26 protein-coding genes are annotated in these 19,501 nt (G+C 69.1%); 14 read left to right on the forward strand and 12 right to left on the reverse strand.

From position 1 onward, the window contains the following. Positions 1-216: 216 nt before the first annotated feature. Both hemJ and hemE read right to left on the reverse strand, forming a co-directional pair. Positions 217-639 carry a protoporphyrinogen oxidase HemJ gene (gene hemJ, locus Q0Q47_RS27920; RefSeq protein WP_293867909.1) on the reverse strand — a complete coding sequence of 141 codons (423 nt, stop codon included), beginning with the start codon at positions 637-639 and terminating at the stop codon, positions 217-219. Between the two features lie 10 nt (positions 640-649). After that, positions 650-1,684, reverse strand: coding sequence for a uroporphyrinogen decarboxylase (hemE, locus tag Q0Q47_RS27925; RefSeq protein WP_293867911.1), 1,035 nt, complete (start codon positions 1,682-1,684; stop codon positions 650-652). Positions 1,685-2,094: 410 nt separating this feature from the next. On the opposite strand from hemE, the gene Q0Q47_RS27930 reads away from it, so the two are divergent. Genes Q0Q47_RS27930 through dnaQ form a run of 4 tightly spaced genes read left to right on the forward strand, consistent with a single transcriptional unit; the run spans position 2,095 to position 4,921 of the window. Then, positions 2,095-2,925: a pyruvate, water dikinase regulatory protein gene (locus Q0Q47_RS27930; protein ID WP_293867913.1), complete on the forward strand. Its 831-nt coding sequence runs from the start codon at positions 2,095-2,097 to the stop codon at positions 2,923-2,925. Further along, on the forward strand, positions 2,922-3,536 hold the full coding sequence (locus Q0Q47_RS27935) for a Maf family protein (protein ID WP_293867915.1): 615 nt from the start codon (positions 2,922-2,924) through the stop codon (positions 3,534-3,536). The genes Q0Q47_RS27930 and Q0Q47_RS27935 overlap by 4 nt, the downstream gene beginning before the upstream one ends. Further along, positions 3,533-4,141: a dephospho-CoA kinase gene (coaE, locus tag Q0Q47_RS27940; RefSeq protein ID WP_293867917.1), complete on the forward strand. Its 609-nt coding sequence runs from the start codon at positions 3,533-3,535 to the stop codon at positions 4,139-4,141. The genes Q0Q47_RS27935 and coaE overlap by 4 nt, the downstream gene beginning before the upstream one ends. 54 nt (positions 4,142-4,195) lie before the next feature. Next, complete coding sequence (gene dnaQ / locus Q0Q47_RS27945; RefSeq protein ID WP_293867919.1) at positions 4,196-4,921, forward strand: DNA polymerase III subunit epsilon; 726 nt, start codon at positions 4,196-4,198, stop codon at positions 4,919-4,921. A gap of 133 nt (positions 4,922-5,054) precedes the next feature. Here dnaQ and secB read toward each other — a convergent pair whose 3' ends face one another. Then, a complete protein-coding gene (gene secB, locus Q0Q47_RS27950; RefSeq protein WP_293867921.1) occupies positions 5,055-5,543 on the reverse strand; it encodes a protein-export chaperone SecB in 489 nt (162 codons plus the stop codon). 256 nt (positions 5,544-5,799) lie between these two features. On the opposite strand from secB, the gene Q0Q47_RS27955 reads away from it, so the two are divergent. The 5 genes from Q0Q47_RS27955 to Q0Q47_RS27975 all read left to right on the forward strand — a co-directional run bounded on the left by Q0Q47_RS27955 (position 5,800) and on the right by Q0Q47_RS27975 (position 9,722). Next, positions 5,800-6,519: a Tim44/TimA family putative adaptor protein gene (locus tag Q0Q47_RS27955; RefSeq protein WP_293867923.1), complete on the forward strand. Its 720-nt coding sequence runs from the start codon at positions 5,800-5,802 to the stop codon at positions 6,517-6,519. Between the two features lie 50 nt (positions 6,520-6,569). Then, a complete protein-coding gene (locus tag Q0Q47_RS27960; RefSeq protein WP_293867925.1) occupies positions 6,570-7,694 on the forward strand; it encodes an MltA domain-containing protein in 1,125 nt (374 codons plus the stop codon). After that, a complete protein-coding gene (locus Q0Q47_RS27965; RefSeq protein WP_293867927.1) occupies positions 7,694-8,275 on the forward strand; it encodes a Smr/MutS family protein in 582 nt (193 codons plus the stop codon). The genes Q0Q47_RS27960 and Q0Q47_RS27965 overlap by 1 nt, the downstream gene beginning before the upstream one ends. Next, a complete protein-coding gene (locus Q0Q47_RS27970; protein ID WP_293867929.1) occupies positions 8,272-8,637 on the forward strand; it encodes a helix-turn-helix transcriptional regulator in 366 nt (121 codons plus the stop codon). Before Q0Q47_RS27965 ends, Q0Q47_RS27970 begins: the two co-directional genes overlap by 4 nt. Positions 8,638-8,723: 86 nt before the next feature. After that, entirely contained in the window at positions 8,724-9,722 is a 999-nt protein-coding gene (locus tag Q0Q47_RS27975; RefSeq protein WP_293867931.1) for an adenosine kinase, read from the forward strand. A 153-nt stretch (positions 9,723-9,875) separates the two neighbouring features. On the opposite strand, the gene coaA is transcribed toward Q0Q47_RS27975, so the two are convergent. From coaA to hisB, 7 genes are read right to left on the reverse strand one after another with little or no spacing between them, the layout of a single operon-like run. Then, positions 9,876-10,844 (reverse strand): type I pantothenate kinase, encoded by a 969-nt coding sequence (gene coaA / locus Q0Q47_RS27980; protein ID WP_293867933.1) that lies wholly within the window; start codon positions 10,842-10,844, stop codon positions 9,876-9,878. 27 nt (positions 10,845-10,871) lie between these two features. Further along, positions 10,872-11,195, reverse strand: a complete 324-nt coding sequence (locus Q0Q47_RS27985) for a phosphoribosyl-ATP diphosphatase (RefSeq protein ID WP_293867981.1) — start codon at positions 11,193-11,195, stop codon at positions 10,872-10,874. Continuing rightward, positions 11,192-11,965, reverse strand: coding sequence for an imidazole glycerol phosphate synthase subunit HisF (gene hisF / locus Q0Q47_RS27990; RefSeq protein WP_293867935.1), 774 nt, complete (start codon positions 11,963-11,965; stop codon positions 11,192-11,194). Before hisF ends, Q0Q47_RS27985 begins: the two co-directional genes overlap by 4 nt. Further along, positions 11,958-12,704 (reverse strand): 1-(5-phosphoribosyl)-5-[(5-phosphoribosylamino)methylideneamino]imidazole-4-carboxamide isomerase, encoded by a 747-nt coding sequence (hisA, locus tag Q0Q47_RS27995; RefSeq protein WP_293867937.1) that lies wholly within the window; start codon positions 12,702-12,704, stop codon positions 11,958-11,960. Before hisA ends, hisF begins: the two co-directional genes overlap by 8 nt. Next, on the reverse strand, positions 12,692-13,345 hold the full coding sequence (gene hisH / locus Q0Q47_RS28000) for an imidazole glycerol phosphate synthase subunit HisH (protein WP_293867939.1): 654 nt from the start codon (positions 13,343-13,345) through the stop codon (positions 12,692-12,694). The genes hisA and hisH overlap by 13 nt, the downstream gene beginning before the upstream one ends. Beyond that, complete coding sequence (locus Q0Q47_RS28005) at positions 13,342-13,839, reverse strand: DUF2628 domain-containing protein (protein ID WP_293867941.1); 498 nt, start codon at positions 13,837-13,839, stop codon at positions 13,342-13,344. The genes hisH and Q0Q47_RS28005 overlap by 4 nt, the downstream gene beginning before the upstream one ends. Before the next feature lie 9 nt (positions 13,840-13,848). Continuing rightward, on the reverse strand, positions 13,849-14,436 hold the full coding sequence (gene hisB / locus Q0Q47_RS28010) for an imidazoleglycerol-phosphate dehydratase HisB (protein WP_293867943.1): 588 nt from the start codon (positions 14,434-14,436) through the stop codon (positions 13,849-13,851). A gap of 210 nt (positions 14,437-14,646) precedes the next feature. Between hisB and hslV the strand changes: the two genes are divergently transcribed. The 4 genes from hslV (at position 14,647) to Q0Q47_RS28030 (ending at position 17,464) form a co-directional block, all read left to right on the forward strand. Beyond that, complete coding sequence (hslV, locus tag Q0Q47_RS28015; protein ID WP_293867945.1) at positions 14,647-15,201, forward strand: ATP-dependent protease subunit HslV; 555 nt, start codon at positions 14,647-14,649, stop codon at positions 15,199-15,201. Further along, positions 15,198-16,505, forward strand: coding sequence for an ATP-dependent protease ATPase subunit HslU (gene hslU / locus Q0Q47_RS28020; protein ID WP_293867947.1), 1,308 nt, complete (start codon positions 15,198-15,200; stop codon positions 16,503-16,505). The genes hslV and hslU overlap by 4 nt, the downstream gene beginning before the upstream one ends. Before the next feature lie 66 nt (positions 16,506-16,571). Continuing rightward, positions 16,572-16,775, forward strand: coding sequence for a hypothetical protein (locus Q0Q47_RS28025; RefSeq protein ID WP_293867949.1), 204 nt, complete (start codon positions 16,572-16,574; stop codon positions 16,773-16,775). A 119-nt stretch (positions 16,776-16,894) separates the two neighbouring features. Next, positions 16,895-17,464, forward strand: coding sequence for an HNH endonuclease (locus tag Q0Q47_RS28030; protein WP_293867951.1), 570 nt, complete (start codon positions 16,895-16,897; stop codon positions 17,462-17,464). A 4-nt stretch (positions 17,465-17,468) separates the two neighbouring features. On the opposite strand, the gene Q0Q47_RS28035 is transcribed toward Q0Q47_RS28030, so the two are convergent. Continuing rightward, on the reverse strand, positions 17,469-18,878 hold the full coding sequence (locus Q0Q47_RS28035; protein WP_293867953.1) for an amidase: 1,410 nt from the start codon (positions 18,876-18,878) through the stop codon (positions 17,469-17,471). Beyond that, entirely contained in the window at positions 18,875-19,096 is a 222-nt protein-coding gene (locus Q0Q47_RS31210) for a hypothetical protein (protein WP_367278321.1), read from the reverse strand. The genes Q0Q47_RS28035 and Q0Q47_RS31210 overlap by 4 nt, the downstream gene beginning before the upstream one ends. On the opposite strand from Q0Q47_RS31210, the gene Q0Q47_RS28040 reads away from it, so the two are divergent. After that, positions 19,032-19,349: a DUF3072 domain-containing protein gene (locus Q0Q47_RS28040; RefSeq protein ID WP_367278322.1), complete on the forward strand. Its 318-nt coding sequence runs from the start codon at positions 19,032-19,034 to the stop codon at positions 19,347-19,349. The two genes, Q0Q47_RS31210 and Q0Q47_RS28040, sit on opposite strands and share 65 nt — an antisense overlap. The last annotated feature ends 152 nt before the right edge of the window (positions 19,350-19,501 follow it).

The following is a 19,501-nucleotide window of genomic DNA, read 5'->3' on the forward strand; positions in this document are numbered from 1 at the left end:
TGAGCCACATCACTCGCAGTGTCTTCGCGCAAAGGTCTCCATCCTGAGCCGGCCGTGCAGCGGCCGTGTCGAAGGACGCAGGATCGTAGAGCGGTGCGATTGTGCGTCCTTCGACTCACGGCCCAACGGGCCGTGGCTCAGGATGAGGAGATTGGGTCGGTATCCGGGTCACGTCCAAGCCGTGGAGCATGGGGGCCAGCCAACAACCCCGAACCCTCAGAACGGCTTCACCACCACCAGGATGACGACGAGGATCATCAGCAGGGTCGGGACCTCGTTCCAGACGCGGTAGACGGTCGCCGAGCGCGTGTTGCGATCCTCGGCGAACCCCTTGCGCCATGCCGCGAGGAGACCGTGAACGCCGGTCATACCGAGCACGAGCAGCAGCTTGGCGTGCAGCCAGCCGGACTTGAGCCAGCCGCCCTGCCAGACCAGCCAGAGGCCCGCCAGCCAGGCGACGATCATCGCCGGCGTCATGATCGCCTTCAGGAGCCGGCGCTCCATCACCTTGAACGTCTCCGACAGCTCGGAGCCCGGCGTGGCCGAGGCGTGGTAGACGTAGAGCCGCGGCAGATAGAGGATCGCCGCCATCCAGGCGATCACGGCGATGACGTGAAGGGCCTTGATCCAGTCGTACATCGCCCTGTCCTTACTGGCCGCGGACGCGGCGGACCAGCGTGGCCACGTGCTCCGGCGGGGTCTCGGGCACGATGCCATGCCCGAAATTGAAGATGTGGCGGCCGCCGCCGAAGTCCTCGAGCACCCGGTCGATGCCACGCAGCATGGCGTCGCCACCGGCCACGACCGTCAGCGGGTCGAGGTTGCCCTGGACGGCGATGTGCGGCTGCAGGGTCTTGGCGGCCCAACGCCCGTCCACGCCCCAGTCCAGGCCGGCGGCATCCGCGCCGGTCTCGATGACCCGCGCATGACCGACGCCGGCGTTCCGCGTGAAGACGATGATCTTGGCCCCGGGGACCGCCTTCCGGACGCCCGCGATGATCCGGGAGATCGGCTTGATCGACCAGCGGTCGAAGGCGTCGGGGGTCAGGGCCCCGGCAAAGCTCTCGAAGATCTGGACCGCATCGACGCCGGCCTGGAACTGCCGGATGAGATAGGCGGTCGAGGCTACGACCAGCCGATCGATGAGGGTGTCCATGAACGCGGGATCGCGATAGGCCATCAGCCGCGACGGTGCGAGCTCCGGGGTGCCCTTGCCCGCCACCATGTAGCTGCCCACGGTCCAGGGAGCCCCGCAGAAGCCCAGGAAGGTGGTCTCGCGGGGCAGCGCACCCTTGATGCGCTCGATCGCCTCGAAGACCGGTCCCAGGCGCTCCAGATCGATCTCTTCGGAGAGCCCCTTGAGAGCCTCCATCGAGGTGATGGGAGGCAGGCGTGGGCCTTCGCCTTCGGCGAAGCTGACCTGCTGGCCCAGGGCGTCCGGGACGACCAGGATGTCGCTGAAGAGAATGGCCCCGTCGAAGCCGTAGCGCCTGATGGGTTGCAGGGTGGCCTCGGTGGCCATCGCCGGCGTGTAGCAGAAGTCGATGAAGGACTTCGCCTTGGTCCTCAGCTCGCGGTACTCGGGGAGATAACGACCCGCCTGCCGCATGATCCAGATCGGAGGCCTGGATTGGCGGTGTCCGTTCAGGACGTCGAGAAGCGGCTTTCCGGTCGGGCTAGGCACGGCTGTGGACGAAGGGGCCACTTCATAGACCTTTTGATTCAAGGACTCTCTGAGTTTGTTTCTAGACCGGGAGATGCCGGGTTTCCAAGTCGTCCACAGGCCGTGCACAAGTTGGCCCTGTCAACGCCAAGCGCCCGTCCAGGCTCGCGCCGGATGGGCGTTAACACTTCCTTAAGGATTCGCATGGGCTCTGGCCTCATGGATGCGGCGGATCGGGCCCGCCTCGGCGCGCTGTCCCCAGCTGTGGCCAAAACCGGCGGGATCGTGTCCCCCGCAAGAGCCCTGTTGATCGCGCGGTGGGTGCGCGCCACAGTGACTCGGCGCTGCCGCGGCGGTGAGGGGGAGTCATCCACGCTCATCCACAGCCATCCACAGGGCTGTCGAAGCACGCAAGGCATCGGGGGGCGCGCGTGAACCGCAGCTATTTCCATCTCCATCTGGTTTCGGACGCGACGGGCGAAACGCTGATCGCGGTCAGCCGGGCAGCCGCGGCGCAATACCAGGGAATTTCGGCCATCGAGCATGTCTATCCGCTGGTGCGCTCCTCCGCCCAGCTCGATCGCGTGCTGAACGAGCTGGAAGCCTCGCCGGGGATCGTCCTCTACACCCTCGTGGAACCCGAGCTCGCCAAGCGGCTCGAGGATGCCTGCCAGGAGTATGGCTGTCCCTGCCTCTCGGTGCTCGACCCCGTGCTGATGCTGTTCCAGTCCTATCTCGGCACGGCATCGACCCAGCGTCCCGGCGCCCAGCACGTCCTGAACGGCGAGTACTTCAAGCGCATCGACGCCTTGAACTACACGATGATCCACGACGACGGGCAGCTTCCCCACGATCTCGACACCGCCGACGTCGTGCTCGTGGGCATCAGCCGCACGTCCAAGACACCGACCTCGATCTACCTCGCCAACCGCGGCATCAAGACGGCTAACATTCCGCTCGTCCCCAACATCCCGCCTCCGCCCCAGCTCGAAACCGTCCGCAAGCCGCTGGTGGTCGGGCTGGTGGCCACGCCCGAGCGCATCGTCCAGATCCGACAGAACCGGCTCCTCACGCTCAACGCCCCGGAGGACAGCCCCTATGTCGACAAGGCCGCCGTCACGGAGGAGGTCGCTTTCTCCCGCAAGCTCTGCGCCCGCAACAACTGGCCGGTGATCGACGTCACCCGGCGCTCCATCGAGGAGACGGCCGCGGCGATCCTGGAGCTCTACCGGGCCCATCGCATGCGGTTCATCGCCGAATGAGCGCCCTGTGGCTCGCATCCGAGCCCGTCATCCTCGCCTCGGGCAGCGCGACGCGCAGGCAGATGCTCGAGAAGGCCGGGGTCGCCTGCGAGGTGCGCCCGCCGGAGGTCGACGAGCGGGCGCTCGAGACCGAGGCTCTCCAGGCCGGGCGCGGCGCGCAGGACATGGCGGGCCTGCTCGCATCGGCCAAGGCGCTCGACGTGTCGCGCCGATGCCCTGGACGCCTCGTGCTGGGCGCGGACCAGACGCTGACGCTGGATGAAACCCCGCTGCACAAGCCGCGCGATCGTGCCGATGCCGCCCGCCAGCTTGCGCGCATGGCCGGGCGACGCCACGTGCTGCGGTCGGCGGCCGCGCTGGCGAGAGACGGCGCCGTGGTATTCGAGGCCGAGAGCCTCGCCGTTCTGTCGGTGCGCCCGCTCAGTGGATCCGCCATCGAGCGCTACCTGGAGGTCGCCGGAGACGCGGTCCTGGCCAGCGTCGGCGGCTACCAGGTCGAGGGCGCCGGCGTGACGCTGTTCGATGCCATCGACGGGGACCACTTCACCATCATGGGGCTGCCGCTGCTGCCGCTGCTCGCCTGGTTTCGCGGGGAAGGACTGATGCCGTGAGCTTCATCCTCGGCCTGACGGGGTCCATCGGCATGGGCAAGTCCGCGACGGCGGGCATGTTCCGCGAGCTCGGCATTCCGGTGCACGACGCCGATGCGGCGGTCCACGCTCTCTATGCGGGCGCCGCGGCACCGCTCATCGAGGCCGCCTTTCCGGGGACCGTCCGCGACGGCGTGGTGGACAGGCCCGCGCTCTCGGCCCGCGTCCTGCGCGACGAGGAGGCGATGCGCCGGCTCGAAGCCATCGTGCATCCCCTCGTCACCGCCCACAAGGCGGCCTTCCTGGAGCACTGGTCGGCGCGGCCCCTGGTCGTGCTCGACGTCCCGCTGCTGTTCGAGACCGGCGGCGAGCGCCGCTGCGACGCCGTCGTGGTGGTCTCGGCGGAGGCGGCTGTGCAAAGGTCACGCGTTCTGGCCCGTCCGGGGATGACGCCCGAGCGGTTCGAGGCGATTCTCGCCCGTCAGGTTCCTGATTCGGTGAAGCGACAGCGCGCGCACGCGGTGATCGACACCGGCCGGGGGTTCGACGCGGCCCGCCGCCAGGTCCTCGACCTGGTCCGCTGCCTGGCCGGTCGGCCGGGCAAGGTCGACGGGTCGAAAGGCTGACCGGTCCAAAGGTCGACCGACCCGGGGCTGGCGCAAACGGAGAGACATGGGCCGATGGCCGTTCGAGAGATCGTGTTCGACACCGAGACGACGGGCCTCCATCCCAACGGTGGCGACAGGATCGTCGAGATCGGTTGCGTGGAGATGCTGAACCACATCCCCACGGGCAACACCTTCCACGTCTACCTCAATCCCGAGCGGGACATGCCGGAGGAGGCCTTCAAGGTCCACGGCCTCTCCTCCGCCTTCCTCTCCGACAAGCCCGTGTTCTCGGCGATCGCCGACGCGTTCGTGGCGTTCATCGCCGATGCCCGGCTGGTCGCGCACAACGCGTCGTTCGACGTGGCCTTCGTGAACGCCGAGCTGGCCCGGCTGGGTCACGCGGCCGTCGAGGAGCAGCGCGTCGTCGACACGCTGGCTATCGCGCGGCGCAAGCATCCCTTCGCCCCCAACAGCCTCGACGCGCTCTGCCAGCGCTACGGGATCGACAACTCGCGCCGCACCAAGCACGGCGCCTTGCTCGACGCCGAGATCCTGGCCGAGGTCTATGTCGAGCTTCTCGGCGGCCGTCAGGCCGACCTCGGACTGGCGGAGGTGCGCAGCGCCGATCCCGTTCGGACCCGCACGGCGACTGCCCGGACCCTGGTGCGCCCGGCCCCGCTTCCGCCGCGCCTGAGCGAAGCCGAGATCCAGGCCCACAAGGCTTTCGTGGGGACCCTGGGCGGAACCGCGCTGTGGGCGACCTATCTCTCGGACGGCGAAGAACGCGCGGCTTCGTGAGCCGCGTCCCGGGCGCCGAGCCCGGGCCGGACGACCGAGCGGGTCGCGTGCATTCAAGCCACCCCACCTTGACCCTCACACGAAAAAGCCGGCCACGAGGGCCGGCTTCAAACGCGTCCGCGATGCGGCAGGCTCAGGCGCTGACGGGAGCGCCCTGGCCCTGCATCTCCGAGATCCGCTGGCGGAACAGCGCCGCGAAGTCGATCGGGTCGATGAACAGGGGCGGGAAGCCGCCGTTGCGCACCGCATCGGCGACGATCTGCCGCGCGAACGGGAAGAGCAGCCGCGGGCATTCGATCATGACGACCGGATGGCGGTTCTCTTCCGGGATGTTCTGCAGGCGGAACACGCCCGAATAGACGAGCTCGAACGAGAACAGCAGGTTCGGGGCTTCGCCGGCCTTGCCCTCGAGCGTGAGGTCGACCTCGAAGTCCGTATCGGAGAGCTGCTTGGCGTTGACGTTGACCGAGATCCCGATGTTGGGAGCCTGGTTCTGCGGCTGCAGCGAACGCGGGGCGTTCGGGTTCTCGAAGGACAGATCCTTGATGTACTGGGCGAGGGCATTGAGAGAGGGCATCGCCTCTTCGCCGGCCGGAGGTGTGGTTCCGTTGGTGGTTGCCATCGATTGGTCTCCCTGCCCGGGTCCCACCCGGTTCACCTTGGTGCGGACCGATGGGTCCACGTCGCATGCGGGCTAGCATGGAACCGGGGCCTGTCACAAGGCATCGCGACGTCCGCGGCCCCCCCGACGGATGCAAGCGGTAAACGCCCGGACGGCGTGAGGGTTGTGCCACCGGGTGGATAAGACGACAGTTCTTCCATATATGCTGCTGAGGAGTCGGCAAGGTGCCGGCCTTCGGGTGGACTGGACGGCACTCATGCAGGATTCCTTCGATCTGACGACCATCATCTTCCTGGCGCTGGCCGTGTTCGTGATCTGGAAGCTGCGGTCCGTCCTCGGCACGCGCACCGGGCACGAGCGGACCCCGGCCGAGATCATGCGTCGGTCGGAACCGCCGCAGGCCCCGCCGCCGGCGAACGACACCAACGTCGTCCGCATGCCCGGTCGCGGCCAGGACGACGCCCCGGGGGCCGAACCCGTCGCCGATCCCGACCGCTGGAAGGGGTTCGCCGAGCCCGGTTCGCCCTTGGCCGCCAACCTCGACGCGATCCTGGCCACCGACCGCACCTTCGACCTGCGTGAGTTCCGCGAGGGCGCCAAGGCGGCCTACGAGATGATCGTCACGGCCTTTGCCCAGGGCGACAAGCGAGTCCTGAAGGACCTCCTGTCGAAGGACGTGTTCGACGGCTTCGTCGGCGCGATCACCGAGCGCGAGAAGCGCGGCGACCGCATCGAGACCACCTTCGTATCCATCGACAAGTCGGACATCGCCGACGCCCAGGTCCGCGGCAAGGTCGCCCAGATCACCTTGCATTTCGTGTCGAAGCTCATCACGGCGACCTACGACAAGGCCGGCACCGTGATCGACGGAGCCCCGGACAAGGTCGTCGACGTGACGGACATCTGGACTTTCAGCCGCGACCTGAACTCGCGCGATCCGAACTGGAAGCTGATCGCGACCGAGTCCGGACATTGATCGCCCGCGGCCCCGTTCTTGTCGGGGCCGCGCTTCTGACAGCCCTCGCCATGACCCAGCCCGCCGAAGCGACGTCGAGGCCCGGTCCGGGGGGCTCGACCCTGGAACCGGTTCGGTTCCGTGACCTCCCGGGCTGGGACGCGGACGACCATGCGGCCGCCTTCACGGTCTTCCGTGGTGGGTGCGAGACACTCCTGGGCACCGATCCCGTGCTCCGGCCAGGCCTGCCGCCGCCCGCCGGTCTCCTGAAAATCTGTCGCGAAGCGCTGGCCGAGCCTCCCGTCGGCGCGGACAGCCGCAGCTGGTTCGAGGCGCGGTTCAAGGCCTGGCGGGTGAAGCCCGCCGAGGGCAGCCCCTTCCTCACCGGCTACTACGAACCCGAAATCGCCGGCTCCACCACGCGCAGCGAGGCTTTCCCGATTCCCGCGCTGGGCCGCCCGGACGACCTCGTCACCTTGCGGCCTGGTGAAGCCCCTGCCGGTCTCGACCCCACGCTGCAGGCCGCGCGGCGCACGCCGGAGGGGCTTCGGCCCTATCCCGACCGGGCGGCGATCGAGGACGGGGCGCTCGACGGCAAGGGCCTTGAACTGCTCTGGCTGCCCGATCGCGTCGAACTCTTCCTGGCGCAGGTCCAGGGGTCCGCGCGCGTGGTCCTGCCGGACGGCGGCGTCAGGCGCCTCGTCTATGCGGGGCGCAACGGCTGGCCCTACACCTCGATCGGGCGCGTCATCGTCGCCGAGGGCCACATGGACCTCGAGACCATGACCCTGGCCAAGCTGAAGGCCTGGCTCCGGGCCCATCCCGACGACGCGCGCCGGATCATGCGGCTCAACCGCTCGTATATTTTCTTCGCGCTGGGGGAGGGCATGGACCCGGCCGCCGGACCCATCGGCGCCGCCTCCGTCCCGCTCACCCCATGGCGGTCGATCGCGGTCGACCGGACGCTCTGGTCGTATGGTCTTCCCGTCTGGCTCGATCTCGACCTGCCGACCCCTGGCGGCTCCACCCGCAGCTTCCGCGCGCTCACCGTCGCACAGGACACCGGCTCGGCCATCCTCGGCCCGGCCCGGGCGGATCTGTTCTGCGGCTGGGGCGAGGAGGCCGGTGTCGTGGCCGGCCAGGTCCGCCACCGCCCCGGCTTCGTCGTGCTGTTGCCGGCCACGGACGGCGAGTGATGCGTCGGCGCCGTACACTCACCGGCGACGAGCAGGCGCTCTGGTCCCACGTCACGCGCCACGTGGCCCCCCTGAATGGCCGCCTCGCCGAGCCGGCCGTCGAAACGCCGCCGCAGCCCGTCAAGGCCGAGCCCGCGCCGTCCGGGAAATCCGTCGCGCCGGTTGCCGCGGCACCCGTCCGTCCGCCTTCGCCGCCACCGGCTCCGCCCCTCGCTCCGATCGAACGGCGGCTCAAGCAGCGTCTCTCGCGGGGCAGCCAGCCGATCGACGCCGTGATCGACCTGCACGGCATGCGCCAGGCCGAGGCCCATGACGCGCTGCGCCATTTCATCCTGCGCGGCCAGGCGGCCGGCCACATGGTCGTGCTCGTCGTGACCGGGAAGGGCGGCAGCGCGCCGCAGGAGAGGGGCGGGCTCTTCGAGGAGCGCGGTGTCCTGCGCCGCGTGGTGCCGCATTGGCTGCGCCTGCCGGACCTGCGCCCGGCGGTGCTGGGCTTCGACGAGGCGGTGGCCCACCACGGCGGCTCGGGCGCCCTCTACGTTCGCCTGCGCCGGCGCAGCCGAACGGACGCCTGGTCGTGACGCCGTTCGGCGAGCGGCTGCGCGCGCTGCGCGCCGAGCGCGGGATCGCGCTGATCGACATGGCCCGCGCGCTCGACGTGTCGCCGACCTATCTGTCGGCGCTGGAGCACGGCCGGCGGGGTCGGCCGAGCTGGGGGTTCGTCCAGCGCGTCATCCAGTATTTCAACGTCATCTGGGACGATGCGGAGGCGCTGCAGCGGCTGGCCGACATGTCCCATCCCCGCGTCGTCGTCGATACGGCCGGCCTGTCGTCCCGGGCCACGCGGGTCGCCAACCGCCTGTCGCGCAGCATCGCCGAGCTGTCGGACGAGGACCTCGCGGCGCTCGAGGCCGTTCTGGACAAGGCGTCCGCGGCGCGCTGACCAAGGCGGACCTTGACCCCCGGCGGTCCCGATGCCAGTGAGCGCAACCGAAGCGGCCGGTGCCCGGCCCGCCCTGAGGAGCATCCATGACCGACCTTCGCTATGACGTCCTCGGCCTCGGCAACGCCATCGTCGATGTGCTGGCCCGAACGGACGAGGCCTTTCTCCTGGCGAACGAGCTTCACAAGGGCGCCATGCGCCTGATCGACGAGCCGGAAGCCGAGCGTCTCTATGCGGCCATGGGCCCGGCGACGATCATCTCGGGCGGCTCCGTCGCCAACTCGATCGTCGGCGTCGCGTCCTTCGGCGGACGGGCCGCCTATATCGGCAAGGTCAAGTCGGACGAAGTCGGCCGTCACTTCACCCACGACATCCGGGCCAACGGGGTGCATTTCGCCACCAAGCCCGCCGAGGACGGCCCGGCAACGGCCCGCAGCTTCATCCTCGTGACGCCGGACGGCGAGCGCACGATGAACACCTATCTCGGCGCCTGCCAGAACCTGGCACCGGCCGACGTCGACCAGGAGACCGTCGCCGCCTCCGCCTTCGTCTATCTCGAGGGCTATCTGTGGGACCGCGAGCACGCCAAGGAGGCCTTCCGCACGGCGGCCGGCATGGCCCACGCGGCGGGCCGCAAGGTCGCGCTCACCTTGTCCGACAGCTTCTGCGTCGACCGCTTCCGCGACGAGTTCCTCGGCCTGATGCGGGGAGGGGCCCTCGACATCCTCTTCGCCAACGAGCACGAGCTGAAGAGCCTCTACCAGACGGCGGACTTCGACACGGCCCTGGCGGCGCTGCGCGACGAAAAGGTGCTGGGGGTCGTGACCCGCTCCGCCGAGGGCTGCCTGGTCGTCACCCGTGACGAGACCCACGCCGTCCCGGCCTTCCCCATCGAGAAGCTCGTCGACACCACCGGCGCGGGCGACCTCTTCGCCGCGGGGTTCCTGTTCGGCCTTGCCCGCGACCGCGACGCGGTGACCTGCGGCCGCCTCGGCGGCCTCGCTGCCGCCGAGATCATCCAGCACGTCGGCGCCCGTCCCGAAGCGAGCCTCAAGGCCCTCGCCGAGCAGGAAGGCCTGCTCTGAGGGTCAACGCCTCGCGCCAACGACGAGCCTTCCAACCGACCGGGCCAGCCCCGGTCGGGAACATGTGCGAGGGGACGCGCCGGGGATCCGGGAGCGGATCGGCCCGCGTCCCGCCCGGGTTCAGCGCTCAGTGATTCACGTGAAACACAGCGCTCAGAGCTTGCGCAACGCGACCTGCTCGATGCGGTGGCTGGCGCCCTTGGTCAGCACCAGGTCGGCGCGGGGCCGGGTGGGGAGCACGTTGTCGCGCAGGTTGGGCAGGTTGGTGCGGTGCCAGATCCCGCGCGCCGTGGCCTCGGCCTCGGCGTCCGTCAGGTCCGCGTATTTCTTGAAGTAGCTGCGCGGATCGCGGAAGGCGGTTTCGCGCAGCCGCATGAAGCGCTGCACGTACCACTTCTCGAGCAGATCCTCGTCCGCATCCAGGTAGACCGAGAAGTCGAAGAAGTCCGAGACGAAGGGAACGGCCTTGCCGTCCTTGCCCATGCGGCTCGGCAGAAGGACGTTGAGGCCCTCGACGATGAGGATGTCCGGCCGGTCGACGCTCACGGTCTCGCCGGGCACCACGTCGTACACGAGATGCGAATAGACCGGCGCCTCCACATGGGCGCGGCCCGCCTTCACCTCGGACAGAAAGCGGATCAGGGCCGAGCCGTCATAGCTTTCCGGGAAGCCCTTCTTCTCCATGATCCCCTCGCGCGAGAGCACGGCATTGGGGTGGAGGAAGCCGTCGGTCGTGACCAACTCGACCTTGGGGGTGTTGGGCCAGCGCGAGAGCAGGGCGCGCAGCACGCGCGCCGTCGTCGACTTGCCGGCCGAAACCGATCCGGCGATCCCGATGACGTAGGGGACCTTGCCGTCCTCGGCCATCAGGAAGCGCTGCGTCGCCTTGAACAGGCCCTGCGTGGCGGCGACGTAGAGCGAGAGCAGGCGCGACAGCGGCAGGTAGATCGCCACCACCTCCTCGAGCGAGATCGGGTCGTTGAGAGACTGGATCCGCATCAGGTCGTCGACGGTCAGGGTGAGGGGCGTGTCGGCGCGCAGCGCCGCCCACTCGTTGCGGCTGAACACGCGGAAGGCGGAGTAGTCCTCCTGCCCCTGGCCGATGGCAACGCGGGCGTCCATGGGTACTGTCCTGATCGACGGCGGCGATCAGCCGGCCGGGCGCGAGGCCTTTTCCTGAAGACCGGACTGCGCCGTGCGCCGCTCCAGCTCCGAGACCACATCCTGCAATGCAATACCGCGTGTGCGAAGTACGACCAACAGATGATACAGCACGTCGGCGCTTTCCATGACGAGCGCCTTTCGGTCGCCCTCGACGGCGGCGATCACCGCCTCGACCGCTTCCTCGCCCAGTTTCTTCGCCGCGTAGGCGGGCCCCTTCTGGACGAGCTTGGCCGTATAGGATTCCTCGGCCGATGCCGTGGCCCGGACGGCGAGGAAATTCTCGAGATCGGAGAGCGAGAAGGCCATCAGTCCATCCTCACCGGCAGACCTGCGGACGCCAGGCGCTCCTTGGCCTCGCGGATCGTGTGTTCGCCGAAATGGAAGATCGAGGCGGCGAGGACGGCGCTGGCATGCCCGTCGCGCACGCCGTCGACCAGGTGGTCGAGATGTCCCACGCCGCCGGAGGCGATGACCGGGACCGGCACGGCGTCGGCGATGGCCCGGGTCAGGGCCACGTCATAGCCGATCTTGGTGCCGTCGCGGTCCATGGAGGTGAGCAGGATCTCGCCCGCGCCCAGCTCGCAGACCTCTTCCGCATAGGCGATCGCGTCGAGGCCGGTCGGGCGACGCCCGCCATGGGTGAAGATTTCCCAGCGGTCGGGCTCGCCGTCCGCCGAGACGCGCTTGGCGTCGATCGCCACGACGATGCACTGGACGCCGAACTTCTCGGCGGCGCGCCGCACGAACTGCCGGTCGTTCACGGCGGCCGTGTTGATCGACACCTTGTCCGCGCCGGCAAGCAGCAGGTTGCGGATGTCGTCGACGGTGCGGACGCCTCCGCCCACCGTGAGCGGCATGAAGCAGGCCTCGGCCGTCCGGGTCACGACGTCGAGCAGCGTGCCCCGGTTCTCGTGGCTGGCGGTGATGTCGAGGAAGCAGAGCTCGTCGGCGCCGGCCTTGTCATAGGCGATGGCGCTCTCGACCGGATCGCCGGCATCCCGGAGATCCAGGAACTGCACGCCTTTCACCACTCGCCCGTCCTTGACGTCCAGGCACGGGATCACGCGGACCTTAAGCATCGGCCGCCTCCCGGATGAGGGCGAGAGCCTCTGTCGGGTCGAGCCGGCCATCGTAGAGCGCACGGCCGGAAATGGCGCCCTCGAGGACGGCGCAATCGGGTTCGAGCAGGCGCTTCACGTCCTCGATCGAGGCCAATCCACCCGACGCGATCACCGGGATGCCGACGGCATTGGCCAGCGCCAGCGTCGCCTCGATGTTGAGGCCCTTCAGCACGCCGTCGCGGGCGATGTCGGTGTAGACGATGGCGGCGACGCCGACGTCCTCGAAGCGGCGGCCGAGATCCTCGGCGGACATCTCCGACAGGCGGGCCCAGCCCTCCACGGCGACGCGGCCGTCCTTGGCGTCGATGCCGACGGCGATCCGGCCGGGGAAGCGGCGGGCCGCCTCGCGGACGAACTCGGGATCGCGCACCGCGGCGGTGCCGATGATCACGCGGCGGATGCCGTGGGTCAGCCAGCCCTCGACGGTCTTCATGTCGCGAATGCCGCCGCCGAGCTGCGCCGGCACGCCGACCCGCGCCAGGATGGCCTCCACCGCCGCCGCGTTCATCGGCTTGCCGGCGAAGGCGCCGTCCAGGTCGACGAGATGCAGCCACGGAAAGCCCTGGTCCTCGAAGGCCTTGGCCTGCGCGGCGGGATCGTCGTTGAACACCGTGGCCTGCGCCATGTCGCCTTGTACCAGGCGGACGCAGCGACCCTCCTTGAGGTCGATCGCAGGAAACAGGATCACGGGCGCCACCTGAGGAAATTGGTGATGAGGGCGAGCCCGAGCTTCTGGCTCTTTTCGGGATGGAACTGCGTGCCGACCACGTTGTCGCGGCCAACCACGGCGGTGATCGGGCCGCCGTATTCGGTCTCGGCCACCACGTCGGCGCGCTGCGCGGCCGCAAGATGGTAGGAGTGCACGAAATAGGCGTGCCACCCGTCCGGCCCGGTCGGAATGCCCGACAGCAGCGCGTGGTCGCGGCACAGGGACAGCGTGTTCCAGCCCATGTGCGGGATCTTGAGCGACGGATCATTCGGCTCGATCAGCGTCACGTCGCCGGGGATCCAGCCGAGCCCCGTGCTCGTGACGTATTCGAGGCCGCGGGCCGCCATGAGCTGCATGCCGACGCAGATGCCGAGGAACGGCCGCCCGCGCCGCCGAACGGCCTCTTCCAGCGCGTCCACCATGCCGGTGACGCCGTCGAGGCCGGCGCGGCAGTCGGCGAAAGCGCCGACGCCGGGCAGGACGATACGCTCGGCCGCCAGCACGGCGGCCGGGTCGCTCGTGACCTGGATCGTGGTCGCGAGGCCCGCCTCGCGCGCCGCGCGCTCGAAGGCCTTCTGGGCCGAGTGCAGGTTGCCCGAGCCGTAGTCGATGATGGCGACAGTGCTCATGACCGCCCTGCCTCCGGGAACAGCCCCAGCACGGCCGGCGCCGCATAGGTACCTCGCCCGGACGCCGGGGCGGCCGGGGCCACACCCGTCGGGACGGCCGCGTCGGTCGGCGAAGCCAGCCAGCGATCGGCGAAGCGGCGCGCCGCCTCATCCTCGTCGGCGCCCGTCGCGACGCCGGCCAGCGGCAGCCCGCGCCGGGACAGTCCACGGCTCTTCAGTTCGGCGGCGAACACGCCGACGCCGAGTCCCAGCAGCGCCTGCAGCGCGAAGGTGAGCTGATCCGGCAGGGAGAGGAGCGTATCCGCCACCGCGACAGCCACCGTGGCCGCCAGGACGACGAGGAACGGCAGCCAGAGCCGGTTGAACAGCAGCCAGACCAGCGGAACGAGGAAGGCAAGCCAGTGAAAGCGGTCCTTCACCAGGACCATGCGGTCCAGTCCGTCCGCGGAGCCGGGACGCGCCTCCGCGGGAAGGTGGACGAGATAGGACACCATGACGACGCCTCAGAGACTGCCCTTGGTCGAGGGTACGCGACCCTCTTCGCGCGGATCGAGGGAGCAGGCCTCACGCAAGGCGCGGGCCAGACCCTTGTAACAGCTCTCCGCGATATGATGGGCGTTGTCGCCGTAGAGCGTCTCGACGTGCAGCGTGATGCCGCCGTTCATGGCGAAGGCCTGGAACCACTCGCGCACGAGTTCGGTATCGAACGTGCCGATCTTTTCCCGCGGGAACTCCGTCCGGAAGACCAGAAAGGGCCGGCCGGAGATGTCGATCGACACGCGGCTGAGAGTCTCATCCATGGGCAGGTGCACGCTGGAATAGCGGCGGATGCCGCGCTTGTCGCCGAGCGCCTGGAGGAAGGCCTGGCCGAGCGCGATCCCCACGTCCTCGACCGTGTGGTGCTGGTCCACGTGTAGATCGCCCGTGCAGCGGGCGGTGATGTCGAACAGGGCGTGGCGGGCGAGCAGTTCCAGCATGTGGTCGAGGAAACCGACGCCGGTCGCAATCTCCGACCGGCCGGTACCGTCGATGGCGATGCTGACCGAGACGTCCGTCTCGGCCGTCTTGCGCGACAGGCTCGCGGCACGCATGGAATTCTCCTCGCCCCGGGCTCGGGCCCGGCAGGAATGGGCAACGGACGGGCTTCTAGCAACTCGCGTGCCCGAATACCACCTCGGTTGCCTCATGACTGTGCAGCATGGCTGGTGTCCTGTCACCAAGCCTCCTTGGTGGCGCGGCCGGGCTTGCCTACATGAAGGGCTCGCAGGTAACGCTCCGCCGGCGGGTGGAGGGAGAAAGCCATGGCCGAACACGACGACAAGCGCTGGCGCGCCACGACGATCCTGATGGTGCGGAAGGGCGGGCGCGTCGTCATCGGCGGCGACGGCCAGGTGAGCCTCGGCCAGACGGTGATGAAGGGCAACGCCCGCAAGGTGCGCCGGTTGGGCAAGGGGGACGTGATCATCGGCTTCGCCGGCGCCACCGCCGACGCGTTCACCCTGTTCGAGCGGCTGGAGGCCAAGCTCGAGCAATATCCCGGGCAGCTGATGCGGGCCTGCGTCGAACTCGCCAAGGACTGGCGCACCGACCGCTACCTGCGCCGCCTGGAAGCCATGATGCTCGTCGCCGACCGCAAGGTGGGCCTGGTGCTGTCGGGCAACGGCGACGTGCTCGAGCCCAACGACGGCGTCATGGCCATCGGCTCGGGCGGCAATTACGCGCTCGCCGCGGCCCGCGCCCTGGTCGACACCGAACTCGACGCCGAGGCGATCGTGCGCAAAAGCCTGGGCATCGCCGCCGACATCTGCGTCTACACGAATTCCAATCTCACCATCGAGAGCCTGGACACGGAATGACCACCTTCTCACCGCGCGAGATCGTCTCCGAGCTCGACCGCTTCATCGTCGGCCAGCGCGACGCCAAGCGCGCGGTGGCCATCGCCCTGCGCAACCGCTGGCGCCGCCAGCAGCTCACCGGGCCGATGCGCGAGGAGGTGCTGCCGAAGAACATCCTGATGATCGGCCCCACCGGCTGCGGCAAGACGGAGATTTCCCGCCGTCTCGCAAGGCTGGCCGGTGCGCCCTTCCTCAAGGTCGAGGCCACCAAGTTCACGGAAGTCGGCTATGTCGGCCGCGACGTCGAGCAGATCGTCCGCGACCTCGTCGAGGTGGGCATCGGCCTCGTGCGCGAGGCGCGCCGCAAGGACGTCGAGGCCCGTGCCGAGAAGGCGGCCGAGGAGCGCGTCCTCGACGCGCTGGTCGGTCCCGGCTCGAGCGCTGCCACCCGCGACAGCTTCCGCCGCAAGCTGCGCGCCGGCGAACTCGACGACAAGGAGGTCGAGATCGAGTTCCAGCAGGCCTCGGGCGGGATGCCGATGTTCGAGCTGCCGAACATGCCGGGCGCCTCGGTGGGGGCGATCTCCATCGGCGACATCTTCGGCAAGGCCATGGGCGGGCGCACCAAGGCCCGCCGGCTGACCGTGGCGGAAGCCCGCGACCCCCTGGTGGCGGAGGAAAGCGACAAGCTCCTGGACCAGGACCAGATCGTCGCCGAGGCCATTCGGCAGGTCGAGGACAACGGCATCGTCTTCCTCGACGAGATCGACAAGATCTGCGCCCGCGAGGGCAGGGGCGGGGCGGACGTCTCCCGCGAGGGGGTGCAGCGCGACCTGCTGCCGCTGATCGAGGGCACGACGGTGTCGACCAAGCATGGCCCGGTGAAGACGGACCACGTCCTGTTCATCGCGTCCGGCGCCTTCCACGTGTCCAAGCCATCCGACCTGTTGCCGGAACTGCAAGGCCGCCTGCCCATCCGCGTCGAGCTGAACTCGCTCGACGAGGCCGATTTCCGGCGCATCCTCACGGACACCGAGGCGAGCCTCGTGAAGCAGTACGTGGCGCTCCTGGCGACCGAAGGCGTGACGCTGGGCTTTGCCGACGATGCCATCGACGCGGTGGCGCGCATCGCCGTGCAGGTCAACTCCAGCGTCGAGAACATCGGGGCCCGGCGCCTGCAGACGGTGATGGAGCGAATCCTCGACGAGATCTCCTTCACCGCGCCCGACCGGGCCGGCGAAACGATCACCATCGATGGGACCTACGTGGACAAGGCGGTGGGGGATCTCGCCAAGAACGCGGATCTGAGCCGGTTCGTGCTGTAGCGGGTCCGCTCACGTTTCCACGATCGAGCTTACAATTCGGCAACCCATGGGGGCTATCCTGCCCTTATGACGACCGGACCCGCCGATATCGCCGCCTCGCTGATCAGCGCCCAGCAGGACCTGCTCACGCAGCGGGCGGGCTATGCCGTGATCAAGGCCCAGAATCAGGCCGAGCAGCAGCTGATCGCGATGATCGACAAGTCCGTGGAGGCCTCGGCGCCGCCGTCGCCCGCTCCCGGCACCGGGCTCGTGGTCGACCGCCAGGCGTGACGCTGCGGCGAAAGACGCGGCCACACCCCCGCCGCACCGGCTTCACAAGGGCGTCACGCTCCTTATAGACTGTGAATCGGGACGGATATGTCCCGTCGCGGTCGAAGGAGTCGGTCTCGGTGACGATCCACGTTCACCAGCCCGTATCGCCGGAAGCCTGCCCGGCGCTGGTGCTCAACGCGGATTATCGCCCGTTGAGCTACTACCCCCTTTCGCTCTGGAGCTGGCAAGACGCCATCAAGGCCGTCTTCCTGGACCGGGTGAACATCGTCTCGCACTACGACAAGACGGTCCGAAGTCCGAACTTCGAGCTCCGCCTCCCGTCCGTCGTTTCGCTCAAGACCTACGTCAAGCCCTCGCGCCATCCGGCTTTCACGCGCTTCAACGTCTTCCTGCGTGATCGTTTCACCTGCCAGTATTGCGGCTCGCGCGAAGACCTGACCTTCGACCACGTCATTCCCCGCTCGAAAGGTGGACAGACCACCTGGGACAACGTCGTCGCCGCCTGCTCCCCCTGCAACCTGCGCAAAGGCGACCGCATGCCCCGCGACGTCGGTATGTGGCCGGCGCAGCATCCCTACGCGCCGTCCGTGCACGACCTGCACCAGAACGGCCGCCTGTTCCCGCCGAACTACCTGCACGACAGCTGGCTGGACTACCTCTACTGGGATTCCGAGCTGGAGCCCTGACCGGTCACGCCCGGTGGGGCGTCGTGGGCCACGGCCGCTGCGCCGGGCGCCGGGTCTCGATCAGGTGGGCGACCCGCAGCACGCCGAGATCGTCGAAGCGACGACCGGCGACCTGCATGCCGATGGGCATCCCGTCGGGATCGTAGGACCAGTTGACCGAGACGGCCGGGTTTTCGGCCATGTTCCAGGCAACCGTGAAGCCGATGTGCTCGAAGGGCTCCTCGGGATCGTGGACCGGGCTCGCCAGTTCGGCCCCCCAGGCGACGACCGGGCAGGTGGGCGACAGCACGAAGTCGAGATCGTGGAACAGCCGCGCCCCCGCGATCCGCATCGCATGGGTCTGGTTGTAGCCGCGCATGACCTCCAGCCCGGACCGGGCCGCGCCCGATTCCGCCCACTGGCGGATATATGGCAGGATCAGCGCCCGCCGCTCCGCCGGCAGCTTCGACACGTCGTCCCAGGCCCGCACGCGCCAGAAGTCGTCGAGGCCGTCCAGCATCGCCCGGGTCAGGATCGGGCGCACCGGTACGATCTCGGCCCCGGCCTCCCGCAGCATGGCCGCCGTCTCCTGCAGCGCCGCCGCGACGGCCGGAGCGACGGGAAGGCCCGCCCCGGCCTCCTCCATCAGGCCCACCCGCAGGCCGCGCACCGCCCCCTCGGTGCCGACCGTCGCCTGGCGCCAGTCGATGCCGGACGGGGGCAGTTCGGTCGGATCGCGCCAGTCCGGCTGCGCGATCGTCGCCATCATCAGGGCGGTGTCCGCCACGGTGCGGGTCAGGGGGCCGGCGATGCGGCCGAGATAGGCGGGGTCGATCGGCACCCGGCCGTGGCTCGGCTTCAGCCCCACGAGACCGCAGAACGCCGCCGGCAGGCGCACCGAGCCGCCGATGTCCGTGCCCAGATGCAGCGGCCCATACCCGACGGCCCCCGCGGCGGCCGCACCGGCGCTCGATCCTCCCGGGTTGCGATCGAGGTTCCAGGGATTGCGGGCGAGCGGATGGAAGCTCGACAGGCCCGACGTGAGCATCCCCAGGTCCGGCATCGTCGTCTTGGCGAAGATCACCGCGCCGGCGTCCCGCAGCCGCTGGGCCGGGGGCGCATCGGCCGTCGCCGGCGTGAGCTCGGTGGCGGCGCAGCCGAGCGGCACCGGAACACCCTGCGTGGCGATGTTTTCCTTGATGGTGACGGGAACGCCGTCGAGCGGCCCGCGCGCCTCGTCCCGCATCCACCGCACCGTCGACCGGTCCGCGGCGGCACGGGCGCCGTCCGCATCGAAGGCATAGAGCGCCTGCACCAGCGGTTCGCACGTTTCGATCTGGGCGATCACCGCGTCGATGACCTCGCGCGGGCTCACCGCGCGCCTGGCATAGAGCGGCCCGAGTTCGGCGGCCGAAAGATCGATCAGGCTGGTCACGACAAGCTCCGGCGGGCGTTCGGTATCAGCGGCAGCCTAAGGCGCGCATCGCCGGCTGGGGAGGCCCCAATTGCATGGCCGGCACGCCGTTCGGGAACCGGCTCGCGGCGCAGCCGTTGAAAGGGCGAACAAAAAAGGAACAGGAGACGGCCCATGGCCCGATCGTCGGCGAAAGCTTCCCCTGCCAAATCTGCCCCTTCCAAGTCTGCGCCTTCCATGTCTGCGCCTGCCAGCTCGGCACCGCCCCGGTCGGCCAATCCCAAGCAGGCGTCTGCTTCGGACGGCCCATCCAATCGGATCAAGGATCCGCAGGACTGGGTGACGGGCGAGGAGCCCATGACCGGCGCCCAGGCGAGCTATCTGAAGACCTTGTCCGAGGAGGCTCACGAGCCGGAGGCGTTCGATCCCGCTCTCGACAAGGCGGACGCGTCCCTGCGCATCGATGAACTGAAAGAGAAGACGGGACGCTAGAGCCGGCAAGACTGCGCCCGCGCCACGGCGAATGCGTCCATCGTGTCGTGAGACCTTGTGAATCAACCTCGCGGGTCGACCCGTGCCTCAGTTTTCGCGTTCACAACACCCTCTCAGCCGTCCTGCCCGGGCTTGGCCCGGGCATCCACGAC

This window comes from uncultured Alsobacter sp. (assembly GCF_945952055.1).
Lineage (GTDB): Bacteria > Pseudomonadota > Alphaproteobacteria > Rhizobiales > Beijerinckiaceae > Alsobacter.